At 40.8% G+C, this 18022-nt stretch carries 20 protein-coding genes and 1 pseudogene; 20 read left to right on the forward strand and 1 reads right to left on the reverse strand.

Annotation, left to right across the window (positions count from 1 at the left end):
- Positions 1–691 precede the first annotated feature (691 nt).
- Genes HP456_RS00010 through HP456_RS00030 form a run of 5 tightly spaced genes read left to right on the forward strand, consistent with a single transcriptional unit; the run spans position 692 to position 4340 of the window.
- Positions 692–1150 carry an 8-oxo-dGTP diphosphatase gene (locus HP456_RS00010; protein WP_172247956.1) on the forward strand — a complete coding sequence of 153 codons (459 nt, stop codon included), beginning with the start codon at positions 692–694 and terminating at the stop codon, positions 1148–1150.
- Positions 1151–1195: 45 nt separating this feature from the next.
- Positions 1196–2092: an RNase adapter RapZ gene (gene rapZ / locus HP456_RS00015; protein ID WP_172247957.1), complete on the forward strand. Its 897-nt coding sequence runs from the start codon at positions 1196–1198 to the stop codon at positions 2090–2092.
- Entirely contained in the window at positions 2089–3051 is a 963-nt protein-coding gene (gene mgfK, locus HP456_RS00020; protein ID WP_172247958.1) for a gluconeogenesis morphogenetic factor MgfK, read from the forward strand. Before rapZ ends, mgfK begins: the two co-directional genes overlap by 4 nt.
- 56 nt (positions 3052–3107) lie before the next feature.
- On the forward strand, positions 3108–4055 hold the full coding sequence (whiA, locus tag HP456_RS00025; protein ID WP_172247959.1) for a DNA-binding protein WhiA: 948 nt from the start codon (positions 3108–3110) through the stop codon (positions 4053–4055).
- Positions 4056–4082: 27 nt separating this feature from the next.
- Positions 4083–4340, forward strand: a complete 258-nt coding sequence (locus HP456_RS00030) for an HPr family phosphocarrier protein (protein WP_172247960.1) — start codon at positions 4083–4085, stop codon at positions 4338–4340.
- 173 nt (positions 4341–4513) lie between these two features.
- On the opposite strand, the pseudogene clpP reads toward HP456_RS00030, so the two are convergent.
- Positions 4514–5113: pseudogene (clpP, locus tag HP456_RS00035) on the reverse strand (ATP-dependent Clp endopeptidase proteolytic subunit ClpP); the annotation flags it as partial.
- Positions 5114–5503: 390 nt separating this feature from the next.
- On the opposite strand from clpP, the gene HP456_RS00040 reads away from it, so the two are divergent.
- The 15 genes from HP456_RS00040 (at position 5504) to HP456_RS00105 (ending at position 17969) form a co-directional block, all read left to right on the forward strand.
- Positions 5504–6451: a tyrosine-type recombinase/integrase gene (locus HP456_RS00040; RefSeq protein ID WP_172247962.1), complete on the forward strand. Its 948-nt coding sequence runs from the start codon at positions 5504–5506 to the stop codon at positions 6449–6451.
- Positions 6452–6695: 244 nt separating this feature from the next.
- Complete coding sequence (locus HP456_RS00045; RefSeq protein WP_172247963.1) at positions 6696–7466, forward strand: helix-turn-helix domain-containing protein; 771 nt, start codon at positions 6696–6698, stop codon at positions 7464–7466.
- A 318-nt stretch (positions 7467–7784) separates the two neighbouring features.
- A complete protein-coding gene (locus HP456_RS00050) occupies positions 7785–7955 on the forward strand; it encodes a hypothetical protein (protein WP_172247964.1) in 171 nt (56 codons plus the stop codon).
- Positions 7956–8643: 688 nt separating this feature from the next.
- The gene (locus tag HP456_RS00055) at positions 8644–9195 is read left to right on the forward strand and encodes a recombinase family protein (protein WP_172247965.1); all 552 of its coding nucleotides are present in this window, start codon (positions 8644–8646) and stop codon (positions 9193–9195) included.
- A gap of 925 nt (positions 9196–10120) precedes the next feature.
- Positions 10121–10366 (forward strand): helix-turn-helix domain-containing protein, encoded by a 246-nt coding sequence (locus HP456_RS00060; RefSeq protein WP_172247966.1) that lies wholly within the window; start codon positions 10121–10123, stop codon positions 10364–10366.
- Positions 10363–10497, forward strand: a complete 135-nt coding sequence (locus HP456_RS25265) for a hypothetical protein (RefSeq protein WP_281357919.1) — start codon at positions 10363–10365, stop codon at positions 10495–10497. Before HP456_RS00060 ends, HP456_RS25265 begins: the two co-directional genes overlap by 4 nt.
- On the forward strand, positions 10487–10945 hold the full coding sequence (locus tag HP456_RS00065) for a phBC6A51 family helix-turn-helix protein (protein WP_172247967.1): 459 nt from the start codon (positions 10487–10489) through the stop codon (positions 10943–10945). The genes HP456_RS25265 and HP456_RS00065 overlap by 11 nt, the downstream gene beginning before the upstream one ends.
- Positions 10946–11125: 180 nt before the next feature.
- Positions 11126–11950 (forward strand): HNH endonuclease signature motif containing protein, encoded by an 825-nt coding sequence (locus HP456_RS00070; protein WP_172247968.1) that lies wholly within the window; start codon positions 11126–11128, stop codon positions 11948–11950.
- Positions 11943–12137 (forward strand): hypothetical protein, encoded by a 195-nt coding sequence (locus HP456_RS00075; protein WP_172247969.1) that lies wholly within the window; start codon positions 11943–11945, stop codon positions 12135–12137. The genes HP456_RS00070 and HP456_RS00075 overlap by 8 nt, the downstream gene beginning before the upstream one ends.
- Before the next feature lie 45 nt (positions 12138–12182).
- Entirely contained in the window at positions 12183–13916 is a 1734-nt protein-coding gene (gene terL, locus HP456_RS00080) for a phage terminase large subunit (protein ID WP_172247970.1), read from the forward strand.
- A gap of 107 nt (positions 13917–14023) precedes the next feature.
- Positions 14024–14344, forward strand: a complete 321-nt coding sequence (locus HP456_RS00085; RefSeq protein WP_172247971.1) for a hypothetical protein — start codon at positions 14024–14026, stop codon at positions 14342–14344.
- A gap of 47 nt (positions 14345–14391) precedes the next feature.
- Positions 14392–15114 carry a hypothetical protein gene (locus tag HP456_RS00090; protein WP_172247972.1) on the forward strand — a complete coding sequence of 241 codons (723 nt, stop codon included), beginning with the start codon at positions 14392–14394 and terminating at the stop codon, positions 15112–15114.
- A 48-nt stretch (positions 15115–15162) separates the two neighbouring features.
- A complete protein-coding gene (locus HP456_RS00095) occupies positions 15163–15459 on the forward strand; it encodes a hypothetical protein (protein WP_172247973.1) in 297 nt (98 codons plus the stop codon).
- A gap of 77 nt (positions 15460–15536) precedes the next feature.
- A complete protein-coding gene (locus HP456_RS00100; RefSeq protein ID WP_172247974.1) occupies positions 15537–15899 on the forward strand; it encodes a hypothetical protein in 363 nt (120 codons plus the stop codon).
- Positions 15900–15995: 96 nt separating this feature from the next.
- Positions 15996–17969 (forward strand): phage tail protein, encoded by a 1974-nt coding sequence (locus tag HP456_RS00105; protein ID WP_172247975.1) that lies wholly within the window; start codon positions 15996–15998, stop codon positions 17967–17969.
- Positions 17970–18022 lie beyond the last annotated feature (53 nt).

The following is an 18022-nucleotide window of genomic DNA, read 5'->3' on the forward strand; positions in this document are numbered from 1 at the left end:
GAAGTGACCAAACACGGAAAAGTTAAATACGTTTCCTCTAATCCTTTATTCAAAGGAAAGGACAAACAACAGTATTTTCACGATTCCCTTCATCCGAATGGAAAAGGCTATGAACTCATGGCAGAACAAATCATGAAAGAATACAATTTCTAGTCAATGCTATTTAAGTTCCTGACGAAATACCTGACTGAATTAAGCGGGAGGGATCGGCCAAAGTATTCTATCCGAAAGCAAGCGTTCAGAAACACTTCAAAAGAATAACCATACGATAAAATGAATGTTCATTCACTACCATTATATAAAAATAACCCTAAAATTCGACCGTGATTAATAAAAATTCGTCAAAATTAACAATTCCGTAATACCGTTTTAAATCTGTTGTAACACTAGTGAAACAATTATCGGGTAATATAGAAAGTAAGAAATTGACCCCCTTTTTAAGTAATAAATCCCGTAGACGACACAGGACTCGCCTGTGTCTATTTTTTTTGCTTTTTTTTCTGTTATAGTGACATAGAGGGGGCTGTATTACTCGAAAAATGGAGAAGCCTGTCCATGATTAAATAAAGATGAATCGACTTTTTTTTACTTGCAGGCTGAGACATTGTGGCTTGTCTGCAATCATAGTATAATATAAGGAATCAGAAAGGACTTGTAGTGGTCCTTTAGAACAAGACTCGAGGTGAAGGACGTGCAGCGTGTCACAAATTGCTTATATCTGGACGGAGACAAAGTACTCCTTCTCCAAAAGCCACGCCGGAATTGGTGGGTGGCACCGGGCGGCAAGATGGAGCAGGGTGAATCGATTCGCGATGCGGTTATCCGTGAGTATCGCGAAGAGACAGGGATTTATTTGAAGAATCCTGACCTGAAAGGTGTCTTTACATTCATCATCAAAGACGGGGAAAAAGTGGTTTCAGAGTGGATGATGTTTTCCTTTTTTGCAACAGAAGCAGACGGGGTCAACCTTCAGGAGTCGGAAGAAGGAAAGATCAAATGGCACAAGTTTGAAGACATTAAGAATCTGCCGATGGCTGAAGGAGATTATCATATTCTCGATTATCTCCTGCACGGAAAGAAAACCATCTACGGAACATTTACGTATACGCCTGATTTTAAGCTGTTATCATACCGCTTAGATCCGAGTTGAAAAAAATAGATGAACACCATTTTAAGTTAAAAGCGGGGGAAGAGTATGAGTACAGGTTCTACGAACGACGTACAATTAGTGATCATAACAGGAATGAGCGGGGCCGGTAAGACAGTCGCCATTCAAAGCTTTGAGGATTTAGGTTTTTTCTGCGTAGATAATTTGCCGCCGACTCTTCTGCCTAAATTTCTTGAACTGATGAAAGAGTCCGGTAATAAAATGGATAAAGTCGCGCTTGTGATGGACCTGCGTGGAAGGGAATTCTTCGATCACCTCTTCAAGGCGCTTGATGAACTGGGGGAAACCTCTTGGGTGACACCGCAGATTCTCTACCTTGATGCGGATGATTCTTCGCTTGTCAGACGCTACAAGGAAACGCGCCGTTCTCATCCTCTCGCTCCATCTGGCCTTCCGCTTGAAGGAATTAAACAGGAGCGGGAACTTCTGGAAGAATTGAAAGGGCGCGCACAGTTGATTTATACGACATCGACGATGAAACCGAGGGAGCTCCGCGAAAAGATCCTCACAGAGTTCTCGGTGAACAAGAAATCGATTTTTACGGTGAATGTCATTTCATTCGGATTCAAGCATGGAATCCCGATCGATGCAGATCTCGTATTCGATGTGAGGTTCCTGCCGAATCCTCATTATATCGATCATATGCGTCCGAAGACCGGTCTTGATGAAGAGGTCTCGACCTATGTGCTGAAATGGAATGAGACCAATAAGTTCCTTGAAAAAGTCACCGATCTGCTTGCATTCATGCTCCCTCACTATAAACGTGAAGGGAAGAGCCAGCTCGTGGTGGCAATCGGCTGTACAGGCGGACAGCACCGCTCTGTTGCGCTTGCGGAACATATCGGCCACCATTTCGAAGATGATTATCATACAAAGATTTCTCATCGTGATATCGAAAAGAGAAAGGCTGTACAGACACCATGACCACACTGCCAAAGGTTGTCGTTATCGGAGGGGGCACAGGACTGCCTGTCCTCCTGCGTGGACTGAAGCGTCATCCCGTCGATATTTCGGCAATTGTGACGGTTGCGGATGATGGCGGAAGTTCAGGACGGCTTCGTGATTCTCTGGACATTCCTCCACCGGGGGACATCCGGAATGTACTGGCCGCCCTTTCAGAGGTGGAGCCGCTTGTGGAGCAGATGTTTCAACATCGGTTCGAAACCGAGAACGAACTTTCAGGTCATGCTTTGGGGAATCTGATCCTGGCCGCGCTCGCTTCGATTACGGGAGATTTTGCCCATGCCATCCAGGAAATGAGCCGTGTGCTGAATGTGAAGGGACAAGTGCTGCCTTCTGCGAATCAAAGCGTTATTTTAAATGCAGAGATGGAAGACGGCATGATCGTGACCGGAGAATCGGCCATTCCGAAAGCTGGTAAAAAGATTAAGCGTGTCTTTTTAAAACCTGATAATATCAAGCCGCTCGCAGAAACGCTTCGTGTCATCAAAGAGGCAGACTTGATTGTGATGGGGCCGGGAAGTCTGTACACAAGCATCATACCGAATCTCCTTGTACCCGGTATCGGAGAAGCAGTCTGCCGTTCGAAGGCAAAGAAGCTTTATATCTGCAACATCATGACCCAGGCGGGTGAGACGCTTGAATATACAGCAAGTGACCATATAGGTGCTTTGTGCAACCATATGGACTGCTCCTGCATCGATGCAATCCTTGTCAATAACAAGCAGGTGCCTTATGAAGTGCAGGCCAGGTATGATAAGGAACAGGCAAGTCCCGTACATTTTGATATCGATCGTTTGAATTCCATGGGACTAGAGGTTCTCGCTCATGATATACTTTCATATAATAATGGACTGGTACGTCATAATACAGAAAAAGTAGCCGCCATCATCCATTCATATATGGATTCATTCAAGAAATGACAGAAGAAATTTCATTTGTAATAGATTGTGCAAGCGTTTGCTAGGAGGTGATGGGGATGTCGTTTGCGTCAGAAACAAAAAAAGAACTAACAAATATTGAAATCAAGGATTGCTGTGCCAATGCTGAGTTATCAGCCCTCATCAGGATGAATGGCTCACTCTCCTTTTCAAATCAGATGCTCGTCGTGAATATCCAAACGGAAAACGCCGCGATTGCTAGAAGGATCTATACATTGATCAAAAAGGGATACGACACCCCAGTAGAGCTTTTAGTGCGTAAGAAAATGCGGCTGAAGAAGAACAACGTCTACATCGTGCGGATAAAAGAAGATACGAAAAAAATTCTCGAAGACCTGAAAATTCTTGGTGAAGGATTTACCTTCATCCATAATATTTCTGAGGATCTCACTAAAAAGAAATGCTGCAGACGATCCTATTTAAGAGGAGCTTTTCTGGCAGGGGGATCTGTGAACAATCCGGAAACCTCTTCCTATCATCTGGAGATTTTCTCCCTGTATGCCGAACACAACGAAGCGTTGTCGGAGCTGATGAACACTTTCGGCTTGAACAGCAAGACGCTCGAGCGTAAGAAGGGATTCATAACGTATTTGAAAGAGGCTGAGAAAATAACCGAATTCCTCAATATCGTCGGAGCCCATAATTCACTCCTTCGATTCGAGGATGTGCGGATTGTCAGGGATATGCGCAACTCGGTGAACCGTCTAGTCAATTGTGAAACGGCCAACTTGAATAAAACAATAGGTGCTGCCTTAAGGCAGGTAGAAAACATTAAATTTATCGAAAAGCACGTCGGTCTGCAAGTACTTCCAGATAAATTGCGTGAAATCGCAGAGCTGAGAGTGACCTATCAGGACGTCACACTCAAAGAACTGGGTGAAATGGTCTCGGGTGGTACCATAAGTAAATCCGGAATAAACCACCGCTTGCGGAAAATCGATCAGATAGCTGAGAAAATCAGAGCGGGAGAGAGACTGATCAAATAATCAGAACGACAAAGGGGAGAAATGAAAATGGTAGAAAAACAAGTAGAGGTAAAATTGAAAACGGGTCTTCAGGCACGTCCGGCAGCCCTTTTCGTCCAGGAAGCGAACCGCTTCTCATCCGAAATCTTTTTGGAGAAAGACGGCAAGAAAGTGAATGCAAAAAGCATCATGGGACTCATGAGCCTTGCTATCAGTACAGGTTCTGAAATCACACTGGCTGCGGACGGCAGCGACGAAGATGAAGCAATCGCTGCACTTGAGAAGTTTGTAGGAAAAGAAGGATAAGCTCAACATCACAAAGTCAACAGCCTTAAGGTTGTTGGCTTTTTTATTATGGGATTGCTGCATTTTTAAAGCCAGTCCGAGATTGCGCTGACGCAGTCTCGGACTGGCTAATAGTCGCACTAAAAGAAAAACCCCGCCGGCCAAAGCCGACGGGGCAGACTCTCCAAAAGAGATTATTTGTTGTCCATTTCATTGCGAGTGATGATGCGGTCAATCAATCCGTATTCAAGAGCGCGTTCAGCTGTCATGAAGTTGTCGCGGTCTGTATCTTTTGAGATCACTTCAAGCGGCTGGCCTGTGCGGTCTGATAGGATTTGGTTCAGTTTCTCGCGAAGGAATAGAATGCGCTTCGCAGCGATTTCGATTTCTGTCGCCTGACCTTGTGCTCCGCCAAGAGGCTGGTGAATCATCACTTCTGCATTTGGAAGCGCAAGACGTTTGCCTTTTGCACCCGCTGCAAGAAGGAATGCACCCATGGAAGCAGCCATACCGATACAAATCGTTTGTACATCAGGCTTTATGTACTGGATTGTATCGTAGATCGCCATTCCGGCGGTAATGCTTCCGCCAGGGGAGTTGATATAGATTGAGATATCTTTCTCAGGGTTTTCGGACTCCAAGAACAGAAGTTGTGCTACAATAGAGTTCGCCACATTATCGTCGATGCCGCTTCCGAGCATGATGACACGGTCTTTCAACAGACGTGAATAAATGTCGTAGGCACGTTCACCGCGGTTTGTTTGTTCAATAACTGTAGGAATTAAGTTCATCCTTCGTTCCTCCTTAGATACGCATTTTTCTTTTTAATAAATACATATTCACTTTGTACTGTAATCATACACTGTTGGTCAATAAAGGTCAAACCTAACGCATCAGTGATTCTTACACTATGATAATCCTTTCTACATCATACCCATCCATTCCTTTTTTAAACAGAGAAAACGTATTGCATTCATGGAAAAAGTATCTTATAATATACTTTCGTACGATAGTTTTTCAGAAACCTATACATGCCCTCGTGGTGCAACGGATAGCTAAAAGTAGATTCGTCCGTTATTACATGAGGTTCGACTATATGAGACCTTGTCTTTGTTGAGTTAAATCAACAAGGGCAAGGTCTTTTTTTCGTTGCTATTCAAACTAAAATAGCATGAGGTGATTATGTGAAACGTCGAGGTAGAACGGTCTCTAATCTCGATATTCTGAGCGATTTAAAACAAGAAGAAGTTTCGTTTGAAGAAGCAGCAAGGCAATTCTTTAAGCATTGTAAAATCAAGGGGTTGAGTCATGATACGGTGTTGTTTTACCAAAAGGAATTGAAGCAATTAAGAAGAACGTTAGTGGACGTTGGAGCAAATGTCCTAATTGTGAGGTCAATTAAGACTGATCACATTGAAGACTTCATTGAAAATCAATTAGGACTCAAAAGAGCAATCTCCACCATTAATTGTAGATTGAGAGCTGGAAGAACATTCATGGAGTTTTGCTTGAAGAAGAACTTCATAGACAAGAATCCTTTTGATAACGTCTCACAACTAAAGGCAAGGCATGAAGTTGGAGCAACACTAAACAAACGACAACTAGAGAAGCTCCTCAAGGCTCCCAACATAACCGAATTTGTTGGATTAAGGGACTTAGCGATTATGTCCACTTTTGCTTATACGGGAATTAGGCTTAAGGAATTATCCTCTCTGAGAACCAAAGACATTTCATTTGATGGTAAAGGAGAGGTAGTCATTCAACAAGCTAAGAATCGTTATGGAAGAAGAATCCCTATGACGAAAAGACTTAGAACCATTCTCAAGGCTTATATGGGTGAGAGGGGAGTATTAGATACGGACGCTCTTTTTGTAAATGTAGAGAACCAACCAATCAACCCTAGAACTATACAAGAAAGGATAAAGTACTACGGCAATAAGACTGGTGTGAGCAAACAAGTTCAAGTATCTCCACACGTCTTTAGAAGAACGTTTTGTAGGTTAAAGGTTGAGTCTGGTGTTAACCTTTTTGTTCTTCAAAGGCTCACTGGACACTCTGATCTTGAAATGTTGAAGAGATATGTTCAAATTTACGGAAAGGATTTAGAAATGGCGATAGAACAAGGATTCTAACAAGGAGTGGTTCCAATGAAAACAGTTGTTGAAGAGTTGATTGATTTTATTGTAGACCTAGGACTTTCGCTTGAAGAAGTTAAGGAGATTATTGAGAACCTAGAAAGATAGTATGCGATAAAAATAAAAGAAGCTCCAATCCAAGTCGGCAAACTTGGGTTAGAACTCCCTCGTGAGAAAAGATTGCGACCCTTTCTCGTGATAATTCTAACACATGGAGCTTCTTATTTGAAGGAGCTTATTTGTGATGGAGAAATTACGGAGTTATCAAGCGTTTGACTCACTTGAAGAGTTAAACGAGTATGTCCATAATGTCCTCAAGAGCTTTGACCTCAATGAGAATACTAGTAAGGTATTCTTTGAGTTGAGCAAGTTTTCCGTCAAAGTGCTTGGAGTATGTTGGTTGAAGGTTGATACATTAGCTGATCGTGTTGGAGTATCTTACAAGACTGCTCAACGTTGCTTGAAGTGTCTTGTTGACCTTGGGGTTATTCGACGTGTAGCTCAAATAAGAGTCAAGAATGGAGGGCAAGGTGCTTCGCTAACTATTATGTGTCCTAGCGTGTTGACCTGCCGTGAGGAGAGTGTGGAGCCTTATGATACTTACAATCTGGAGCCATTTGAACAAAGCGAAACAATTACTTCTAAAACAACAACTTCATTAAAAGATAACGTACTTGAAAACGACACGACCTTTATTGAAGGTACGGTTGACTCATGGTTCATTCGCATGAGTTCCCCCTTCTTCAACAATAAGCTGATCAAGAAGCTATGGAAGAAGGCTCAACAATGCTTTGAATGGTATTGCTCCCTTCCTTACATAATCGACGAGGAGACCGTCACAAGAGCTTTTAAAGTCTCCGTGTATGCTTACAAGGTTAGAAGAGTAAAAGACTTTGGAGCTTATTTCTTCTCGACGTTGAGGAATATGATTGGGGACATTGAATCCGAATTAGAAGCTCAACAAAGACGGGAAGCAAAGTCTCCGTTGTTTTATGATTGGTTGAATGAATAAACCTCCAGAATGCTCCAAATTGGACGAGAAGCTCTTTGAAGGATTTGGGTCAAGTATTCCCTTGGAGCTGCTCCTTGTCGTCCTACGTGGTTATATTCACGACTATATCAAAAGAGACTCGTTCGACTATATCAATGGATATATCTGATCATGTATTTTTCGTCTAGTTTTAAAAATATATTTGTACGAGGAGGACAACGAGTTTTGGACGCTTTTTTATCAATTGTAAAACTAAAGGAAAGAACGAGAGGAACGAGTGAGTAAGTGAGAGATTTCCCTTCGTTATGTTAAAATATAGAAAAAAGGAGGGTGAGAACGTTGGGAGAGTATCAATACAAGTGTTCTTGTGGTCAACCATATAACGTAAAACCAGAAGGAGATTATCCAATGAAAGACGAGTTTACAAGAATTTGTCCTTCGTGTGGTAAGACATTGACTTACAAAGCTTCTTGCATGTCTACGGATTGGGAATTTGAAAAAGTAAAATAACGAATTAAAGGCACTCAATAAGGGTGTCTTTTTCAATGTAACCCCCAGATTTAATTTTTATTTCATATATATTGTAGGACTCCGATGTAGGGGCAGAGACCACCCGACCCCCCAAGGGGTGGGCAGCACCGTCAAACGAACCAGTCGATAAAACTTCTTCTCAAGTCCTTTTAACCGCTTCGACTTCGTCTCGCTCTCAAGTCGCTTCTAGCGTCCTCCAGTGTCCTCTCACAACGTTTCAATACAAAGCCTTTAAGTGTTTATTCATGTCGCTTAAACGCTAAATATGAAGCTCTCAACACCATTCAATCAAGTCCTTTAATCTGATCCGAAACCATATAAATATAGCAACACGTTCTCAAACGTCTTAGATTCAATTGTAATCTCATTGAAGCTTATAGGTATAGGTGAGGTCATAACGCTGCTCACAAGCTAATCTGAGAGGTCTAATTCAATGGAGAGGAGGGGATTCAATTGCGTTCGTACCGAACGACACGGTCTACTTATCTCTTCTATTAATGGTCTCAAATACGAAAGCAATTGAGACCAAGACCATGACTCACACTCGGTCACGAAGTAAAGCCATTCTCGTTGTCTTAAATACCGTCTCAAAATCATAATCTCATTATTGACACATGTAATCGTTTTTGAGACAATATCATTAAATAATCAATGGGGGTGGATATAAATGAAATTTGGATATGCAAGGGTATCGACAAAGAATCAAAATTTGGAGATTCAATTAGACGCTTTCGAGAAGAACGGTGTTGAAAGGATATTCACCGAGAAAGAGAGTGGAGCAAAGAATGACCGTAAAGAGTTGGAACGCTGTTTGGATATGTTAAGAGAGGGAGACACACTTGTTGTATACAAGCTAGACCGTCTAGCTCGTTCGACAAAGCACTTAATCGAGTTAGGAGAACGTCTTGAGGAAATGGGAGTTCACCTCGTCTCCATTTGTGATTCAATCGACACAACAAGTCCAACTGGAAAGGCAATGTTCAAAATGCTCGGAGTCATTGCCGAACTTGAAAGAGATATCATTGTTGAAAGAACAAGAGCAGGACTTGAGTCGGCTCGTGCAAGAGGACGTGTAGGAGGAAGACCAAAGAAATCAAAGGATAAGGTTCAACAAGCTTTTAGGCTTTATGACTCAAAGGAATACTCCATAAGTGAGATTGTGGATATGACGGGCATTTCAAAAGCTACATTGTTTAGGAAGTTGAAGGAAAGGAGTTGACCTCAATGGTTGGCTCCTTTTTGTTTGGTCTGATCATATATACACACACGGATATTTACGGACGGACACGCACGGACTGGCTTCTACTAATATTTGTAGTCAATGAGAAACGACAAGTCTAATTGAGAATTGAATGAGAATGAGAAAGATTGAGAATGAACCCGTTAGTAAATCGAGTACCCAAAAATGAAATCCTTACTAACGGGTAAGTGATCAGATAAGAGCCGTTAGTAAATCGAGTACCGAAAATGAACGTCTTGATAGGAGCCGTTAGTAGCAGAAGCACGTTTCGGGGACGCTTTTTACTAAGAGAACAAACATAGACTAATTATTAACAAACATAGAATATATAGCTCACTTCGTTCGCTTAAATTTCAATAAGACATTTAATATTCAATATAAGAAATTAATTAATCAAAGTATATACTTGTAGTTCCTTCGGAACTCAATTGTATATATAAAAGTAACCTTCAAGATATATCAATAGTAACCTTCAAAGTAATCCTCAAAAGTATGTCACAAGTCCAAAGTCTTCTCGTTGTATAGAGCGAAGCTCTTGAACGAATGAAATGAGTTCAATGAAACAAGTTAGACAAGAGGTAATCAATTGTTTAACTTGTTGAAGTTGTATAAATACTCGTGTAGCCATGCTATTAACTGAGAGATACTTTCTCTCAACCAATGAGTCCCTCGAACATGCTCATCGGTTCAACAAGCAAAATGTTTGTTGATTCGCTTTTATCCCATTACACGAAGAATCTTGGCGGAAAACAAGGTTCTTCAAGCTTTTTTATAAATACTAAGTAAACAGGTTGTATATATACCGTGCAGCTCAACTATTAATTGTAAGAGTAGTGTTCTTCAATTCGAGGAACACTTATTTATTTTGAATATCGACTATACAAATAAGAAAGGGAGGGATTAAATGTTTCACTTCACAAAAGAAATACTGGAAAACGCTATGAATCACGTTGGGATTAACGATAGTCAACTAGCAAAACTTGTCGGAGTAACTCGTGCTTATATCTTTCAATTAAGAAAAGGCATTTTGCCGATCAGTCCAAATATGCAAAAGAAACTCAATAAGGTATTCGCTGGGTTAGTTGACGAGAAGGCACACATGGAATCAATTGAGCAGCTCAAACAAATCCTCGAAGGAAGGAAGGATTGATTAAATTGGAACTAGAACGGTTTGAACAAATGACCGAAGAGGAAAAACAAAAGCTTCCTAGTTCACTATTATTGAAAATTGGCTATGCAAGGCTAGAACGTGAGAAAGAAGGTGAAGAAAATGAAAAATGAATTAGCTAAAGAGCTAACCGAAGTCCAAAAACGTGTTGCCGAGGAGCTTGCTTTGAGTCCATTGACTGGAGAAAATCTTAGTCAAACAGCAATCGCTGAGAAGTATGAAATCAACCGTCGAACTATATGGCATTGGAGACAAGACCCTCAATTCATTGCCTACCAGAACCAGGTGTCCCAAATGGTGCTTGATACAATGACCTCGGAAATAACTAACCGACTCATTGAACTAATTCGAAGTAAGAACGAGAATGTTGCTCTGAAGTCTATTGAAACCTACTTGAAATTGCAAGGTCGTCTTCAAGGTAATCAAAATCAAACGAATATCGTGATAGAACAACCAGCCAAAGCAACCCTTATTGATGATATTGAGTCACTGGAAAAACGTATCGCAAAAGCACGAGCAGGTGAACCAATAGAAGTTGAATTTGAGGAAATTGACGAATGATTGAGCGAACCTTTAACAAAAACGAGGGTTCGCTTTTTATATGACCAAAATTAATTAAATTGGAGGAAATTAAAATGTTGGAAATTGCATTACTTGTTGGGAGTTTGGTTGTGAAGTTGAATGACTGGAGAAATGGTGAAGTATCTTGGAAATTAAATCGAAAGGAACTGGTGAAATAGTATGAAAAACAAATTTAGGTTTGAAAACGACTTATTGATAATTGTAGTGGAGAAACGCAACGGAAAATTGATCGAGTACAAGCTAGACGCTAGTGATTTTGGAATTTTGTCTGGAATCGGGAAGAAATTCGCTTCCAACGGTAACAAGAATTTATATTATTCAGACAATAAAAAGCAATTTTTAGTCAAGGACTTCATATTAGGGTTTCCAGAAAATCGGGTAACCGCAATCAACAAAGACAATACCGATTTGAGAAAATCAAATCTAAAATATTATGGGATAAGGAACAAGTATCACGTTGAAGGGGACACTCTGTTTATTGAAGTGCAAAACGGAGAACAAGTCCAATTTGACGTGGAGGACTTACCTTTCTTGGAATCATTAGACGCTCGTATTAGTTTGAATAACCACGGTTATTCTCAGGTTAAAGTTGACGGTCAAAAAATCATGCTCCACCGATTCGTTATGGAACTTAGATTTGGTGACGAACTAGCTGGTAAAGTAGTCGACCATTGTGACGGAAATCCTAGGAACAACAAAAAAAGTAACTTGAGGATTGTAACTCGTGGTGAGAATGGTATGGCTCGACATCAAACACGAAGTAAGACCGGATTCCCACATATAACCGAACTACCTAATGGTAAATGGTTCGTCGGGTTCGCTAAATTCCCTCAAAAGAATAGGACACTTGATACCGTCTTTGAAGCACTTAGATACTCACACATTATTCACGAGGTAATGTATGGAGAGAATCGAGGTACAATCGCAAGCTATGAAAAAATGATTAAAGCAATCAAAGAACATGGAGGTAATGTAAATGAATAAACAATCAATATATTATTGCTACTCGGCAAAGTTATTTCACTATCTAAAGGAAAAGGGACATGAATGTTTCTTTATCGGCTTTGCAACAAACGGTGATAAAGTTGCTATTTTTCATGTAACTGATCGGCTATCAAACGACTTGAAAAGATACACGGAATTGAAGAATGAACAAATGGGTTGGAACTAAAATGGTTCCAGCCTTTTTATATGGCTAGGAAAGGAGATAAAGGAAATGAATCACATAGATAGATATGGTTTTTGTCCAATCAAAGAACCAGACAAGAGGAAGGAACATTTGAAGCTTTTGGAAAAGAAAATCGGTCTAATGAGCCAGCTAAAGAACGAGCTTACTTCCAAAGAACTTCAACAATATAAAGAAGCTCTTGAACATTTTGAGCAATTAACGAGGATAGACCGAAGTGAAGACGACGTTTTGTTCTTTGCATATGAGTATTTTAGTCACGAGAGGAACCCCGAAAATGACGATAATCTCATTCCCGAAGGTGTTTACTTTGAAGACGCTCCAGATTTCCATGTTGAGTTGTGTGGAATGTTGAACGTGGTCTCAAACGAGGAAATCACAAAGAGGATAGCTTGGGCAAGTCCTCGGGGTTCTGCTAAATCGGCTTACTTAAGTAATATCTTCCCGATTCATCAAACGGTCTTTCAAAAGAGGAAATACATTCTGATCATATCGGAGACGGATTCAATCTCAAAGAAATTCATGGAGTACATTTCAAATCAACTCAAACACAACCAGAAGCTACGAGAAGACTTCGGTGAACTCTTATCACCAAAGAAGCAACTTAATGAGCTTGATAACCTTGAAATGTTTCTCACCACAACAAGGACGTTGGTTGAATCGGCTTCCATTGGTAAACAACTTCGTGGGAAACGAAACGGAGCTTACCGACCAGATTTGGTTGTGTTGGACGATTTGGAGAGTGCCAAAAATACAAACACTCCAGAATTACGAGAGAAGAACCTTCATTGGTTTAACTCGGTTGTTCTTCCGATTGGAGACCCGAAAAGAACGGCTTTCGTCTATATGGGAACGGCAGTCCACAAGGACGCTCTTCTTTTTGGTGTAATGAAACGAAGTGACTTTCAATCAAAATTATTCTCGGCAATCATTAGTCCACCCGATAGACAAGATTTGTGGGAGAAGTTCGAGGAACTTTTAAGGGACTCTTCTAACGAGAACCGTATGAACGACGCTAATAAATTTTATGAGTACAATAAGGTTGAAATGGATAGAGGAATCAAGGTTCTTTGGAAACAACGTTGGTCTTACGTTGACCTTATGATTGAGAAATCCAACATGACTTCAAGGTCGTTCGCAAGTGAGTTCTTGAATAATCCAATGGACGCAGACAGCCAAGTTTTCAATCCAAATTCATTTCAATACTTCGACGCAAAGGAACACGCTGAGATTGAGCATAGGTTGGAGTTCTTTGGAGCTTGGGATATCGCCTTTGGTAAGTCTAACCGATCAGACTATAACGCTATTGTGATTGTAGGACGTGACCGTCTCACTGGTCTACTCTATGTGGTTCATGCATGGGCCAAGAAGTGTGCTGCTCATATAGCTCTTGAAGAGGTAGTGAAGGTAATTAAGGAGTATCGACCGTCAATCTTTGCCGTGGAAACGGTTCAAGCTCAAATTGACCTCTATCGACAACTTCACCAAAGGTTGACTAAAGAGAATATTTACTTCACTAAATTGAAGCCAATCACAACAAGTAGGTCTCATGGAAAGAAGGAAGACCGAATAGAGCAAATGGAACCACTCTTTGAGAATGGAACCGTCCGTTTTAGAAGGACTCAACGACTTTTACTTGAGCAGCTAGAAATGTTTCCATTTGCCGACCATGATGATTTGCCCGACGCACTCCAAATGACGTTGGATTTATGTTCGTTACACGGAAGAAGACGCTCTTGGACTAAAAAGCCGAGGGGAATGTAAAGGTCATGACTTATATGGAATTAAAACAACTTCACGATAAGCTCCAACGTGAAGTGGAAGAACTCAAGGAGCTAATAAAAATAATCAAAGAAAAGGGGAAATGACAAATGTCAAACATTCAAAACTTACTTCGGGAAGGATTCCAACAGCTTGATATTCAAAATGAGGAACAAATCAAAAAGGAAATGGAGAACACGACCGACGAGAACGAATTGAAACGATTGAGGTTAAAGCTTGAGGACGTTCGTAAGAGACAAGGAAAGAAAGAGGAGAAACAAGCCGATTCTCAAGCAGAAGCAATGGCAAAGAGAATGAAACAATTCCAAGAAAACGACAAAATCAAAAGTAATATCAAACGACAAGTCCTTGACCGAAAAACTGGTCGTTGGGTAACGGTCGACGAGAACAATATTCACCATAAGAAGTAATCATTGGGAGCCGAGAGGTTCCCTTTTTAATTTAGGAGGACATATAAATGGAAATTTTAGTTTATCAATCATTCATCACAATCGGTCACGAAAGAAAGCTTAATCCAAATGAACTTTATCTATACGTTCAATTGAGAAGACGAATGTCAATTGACTATAAGGTCGAGACAACGGTTGACCTATTATCAAAACGAGTGACCTTCTTGAAGACACCAAAGAGAAACCGTCTGGTGATCAGAAAATTATTGGATTCTCTTCAACAAAAGGGTGCAATTACTTTCAACGAGGAAGACGGAGTGGTTGACGTAGAGGTTGTTTACTTTGAGGAGAACTTTGACATGGTTCCATTGAAAGTATTGGAAATATCGAGTCCAGAGGAGTTCATGCTGCTGGTCTGGGTTTTTCGACACCAGAAATATAAAGGATTGACGAAAATGTCGTTCGAGTATGCTTCACGTTTACTTGAATCAAGTGAGAAGACGGCTTTCAAGGTCATTGACGAGTTGGTCAATGTTGGGAAGCTTCACAAGATATCTGGACCACGAAAGGAAGATTCGCAACAACAAGAGCCTAACCAATATTATATTCCTTCTCTCGTAGGTAAAGAAAAATCTCCAAAGGTTGAGTCAAAACCTAAGGAGCAGCAAAAGACAATTGAGAATGATATTCAATTAGAAGCATTGGGTCGTATCGGTAACACAATATCAAAAACAGAAGTTGAACCAGGTAGTTCACTTTATACTTCGGACGGTCAACCAAAGGTCTTCTAAATAATACAACGAATCCGTATACGGGTTTGTGACAAAGGAGCTGCTTATATGAAAGAGGTAATGGAATATTCATTCACGGTAAACCCCGAGGAAAGAAAGTTTGTTTTATGTAAGGTTCCGAGTCCGTTCAAGATAACGTCAATCATTTTGGAAAGAGAAAACGTTGAGGTATTCTCATTTAGTTTTGACGGTCTAAAACAAACCTCAATAAACGCTTCGAGAGGACACACACTTCTACATTATCCGATTACCGTAAGGAATGATTTTTCTTTCGGAGTAAATGGACGTTCAATCACGGTTCCCGAAGAAGTAAAAGTCTTGTTGGTCGGAGAGTTCGTCGAATAATGAGGGGTAACTCCCTCTTTTTGCGTTGGCTTCATTGAAGTCAAAAATATAAAACCTAAGAAAGGGGAATGACAATAATGAGATTAACTCACGAAATCAATTCAATGGAGGTCAAATCACCTTCGGAAAATGCACTTTATGGAAAGGTGACAAATTATCAACTACTTGTCTCGGTTCACGATATTGAGCTTCAAAGGACTGATCAATATGGAGTCGTTCACGAATACACTCGAACTGACGGGGAAACTTATTCTTTCGGATTGTTTGATTCTATTGAAGAAGCCGAGTCCGTTATTCTTGACGATATCGGGGAATACAAAGCCGAAATTGTGCAACTATTCAAAGACGATATTGATGCTCAAATTCAATCCGAGAAAAGCTCAAGCTACGACTCAAGGTCTGGTGCCGTGGAAAGATTCATAGATTCGATACACAAGTAATAAATCAAACTAGGTTCCTCCAACGAGGAGCCTTTTTCTATGCGTTGACTTCAAATGAAGTCACGAATATAAATTTTGAAGAAAGGAATGAAAACAATGGCAAGCTTAGCAGAATTAATGGTCAAGGTTGGAGCCGATATAAAGGACTTCTCCAAAGGCATGTCCAAGGTACAAACAACCATGGACAACGCTGGTAAAAAAGTTAGTCGGACAATGGAAGGAACGTCCAACAATGTCCAAAAGTCTACGGGTGTTATGTCTAACTCATTGAAAGGGCTTGGAGGGGTTATTGTTGGTGCTTTTGCTGTCGGAACGGTATTAAGCTTTGGTCGAACAATGGTTGAGACTACGGCTGACATTCAAGCTTTAGAGTCTCAATACTCTCAGGTTATGGGAGGAATGAAAGCTTCCACGGACAAATATTTGGACCAAATGGGAGCCGAATGGAACAAACACCCCAATGAGTTGAAGTCGGCTTACACACAATATGTGGCAATTTTGAAAGGTAAAGGGGTAGCCGAGAAGGACGCTCATAATCTTGCAAAAGATATGTTGAATAGAACGGTTGACGCTAATGCTTTCGCAAATGAAGACATGGCTGCTACGACTGATCGTTTTATGGCTATGGTTAAAGGGGAGTATGACTCATTAGACACGGCTATGGTGAATCTCTCGGCAACAATGCTCAACGACAAGGCTCAAGAGGTATATGGTAAGAAATTTGAAGACCTATCCGTAACCCAACAAGAGCAATTGAAGGTTCAAGAAGCAATTCGTCAACATACTTCGGCTGGAGTCTTTGGTCAAGGTGTACGAGAAGCCGACTCGTATCAAAACAATCTAGCCAACTTGAAGAATACTTGGGGTGAACTCATGGCAACTATGGGGAGTCCCGTTCTTGAAGTCGTGAATGTTGCATTAAAGAGTATGACCTCGGCTCTCAAATCAATTGATTTTGAAGCAATCAAGGAAAGCTTCACTGGATTGTATTCCAAATTCAATGAAGGTTCTGGTGTATTGACCACATGGAATCAAATATTTCAAACAATCAAACCCCTGGTCATGGAAGCAATCGGAACGGTTGTATCATTCGTAAAATCAAAACTCGACTTATTGAAAAAGTTTTGGGACAAAAACGGAGAACAAATCCTTAAAGCCGTAGGGAACATGTGGAAAGGAATAAAAGCCGTTTTCGATTTTTTCTTACCAGCAATCCTTTATGTTGTGAAGTTCGTGTGGGAATCAATTAAAGGAGTCATTGACGGAGCTTTGAATATTATCATGGGTCTGATCAAAGTCTTTGCTGGTTTATTCACGGGAGACTTCTCGAAAATGTGGGAGGGTGTAAAGCAGCTATTCAAAGGTGCAATTCAATTTGTTTGGAACCTCATGAACCTCTCGTTCGTAGGTGGAATCAAGAAATTGATTGCTAGTCTCGTGAAAAAGGGAATTAGCTTAATCCGAGGACTCTGGGACGACGTAGCCCTTCGATTCATGTATGGGAAGGATAAGGCATTGAGTCTTGTAAGTAGCTTGAAGACTAATGTAACAAGCAAGTTCAACGCTTTAAAGGACAAAGTCGGTTCAATCTTCAACAAAGTGAAGGACTTTATCACAAAGCCAATTGATAAGGCAAAGGAAACCGTACTCGGAATTATTGATAAAATCAAAAGTGCTTTCAACAACTTGAAAATCAAGATTCCTAAACCGAAGATTCCTAGTGTCTCAATTGGTAAGAAAAAGGACGCTTTCTTTGGTTTTGACGTGCCTTCGTTCAAGATTAACTGGAACGCTAAAGGTGGGATTTTCAATGGAGCTTCCTTGTTAGGGGGAGGTCAAGGTGTAGGTGAAGCTGGTGCCGAAGCCGTACTTCCAATCCAACATAAGAGATATATGAAGCCATTCGCTGGTGCCGTTGCTGCTCACCTTCCACAAAACGAAAGCAATGGAGACGTGAACCAACACTTCCACTTTGCTCAAGGTTCATTCGTTGTTCGTGAGGAAGCCGACATTGACCGTATAGCTAGAGCTTTACTCGACAAGCAAAAGAGAACCAATCGTCGAGGTTAAAACATTCGGGGAGTCCTTGTGAGTGGCTCCCTTTTAATTCAAAGGAGGATATT

Source organism: Bacillus haikouensis, assembly GCF_013179555.1.
Lineage (GTDB): Bacteria > Bacillota > Bacilli > Bacillales > Bacillaceae_B > Rossellomorea > Rossellomorea haikouensis_A.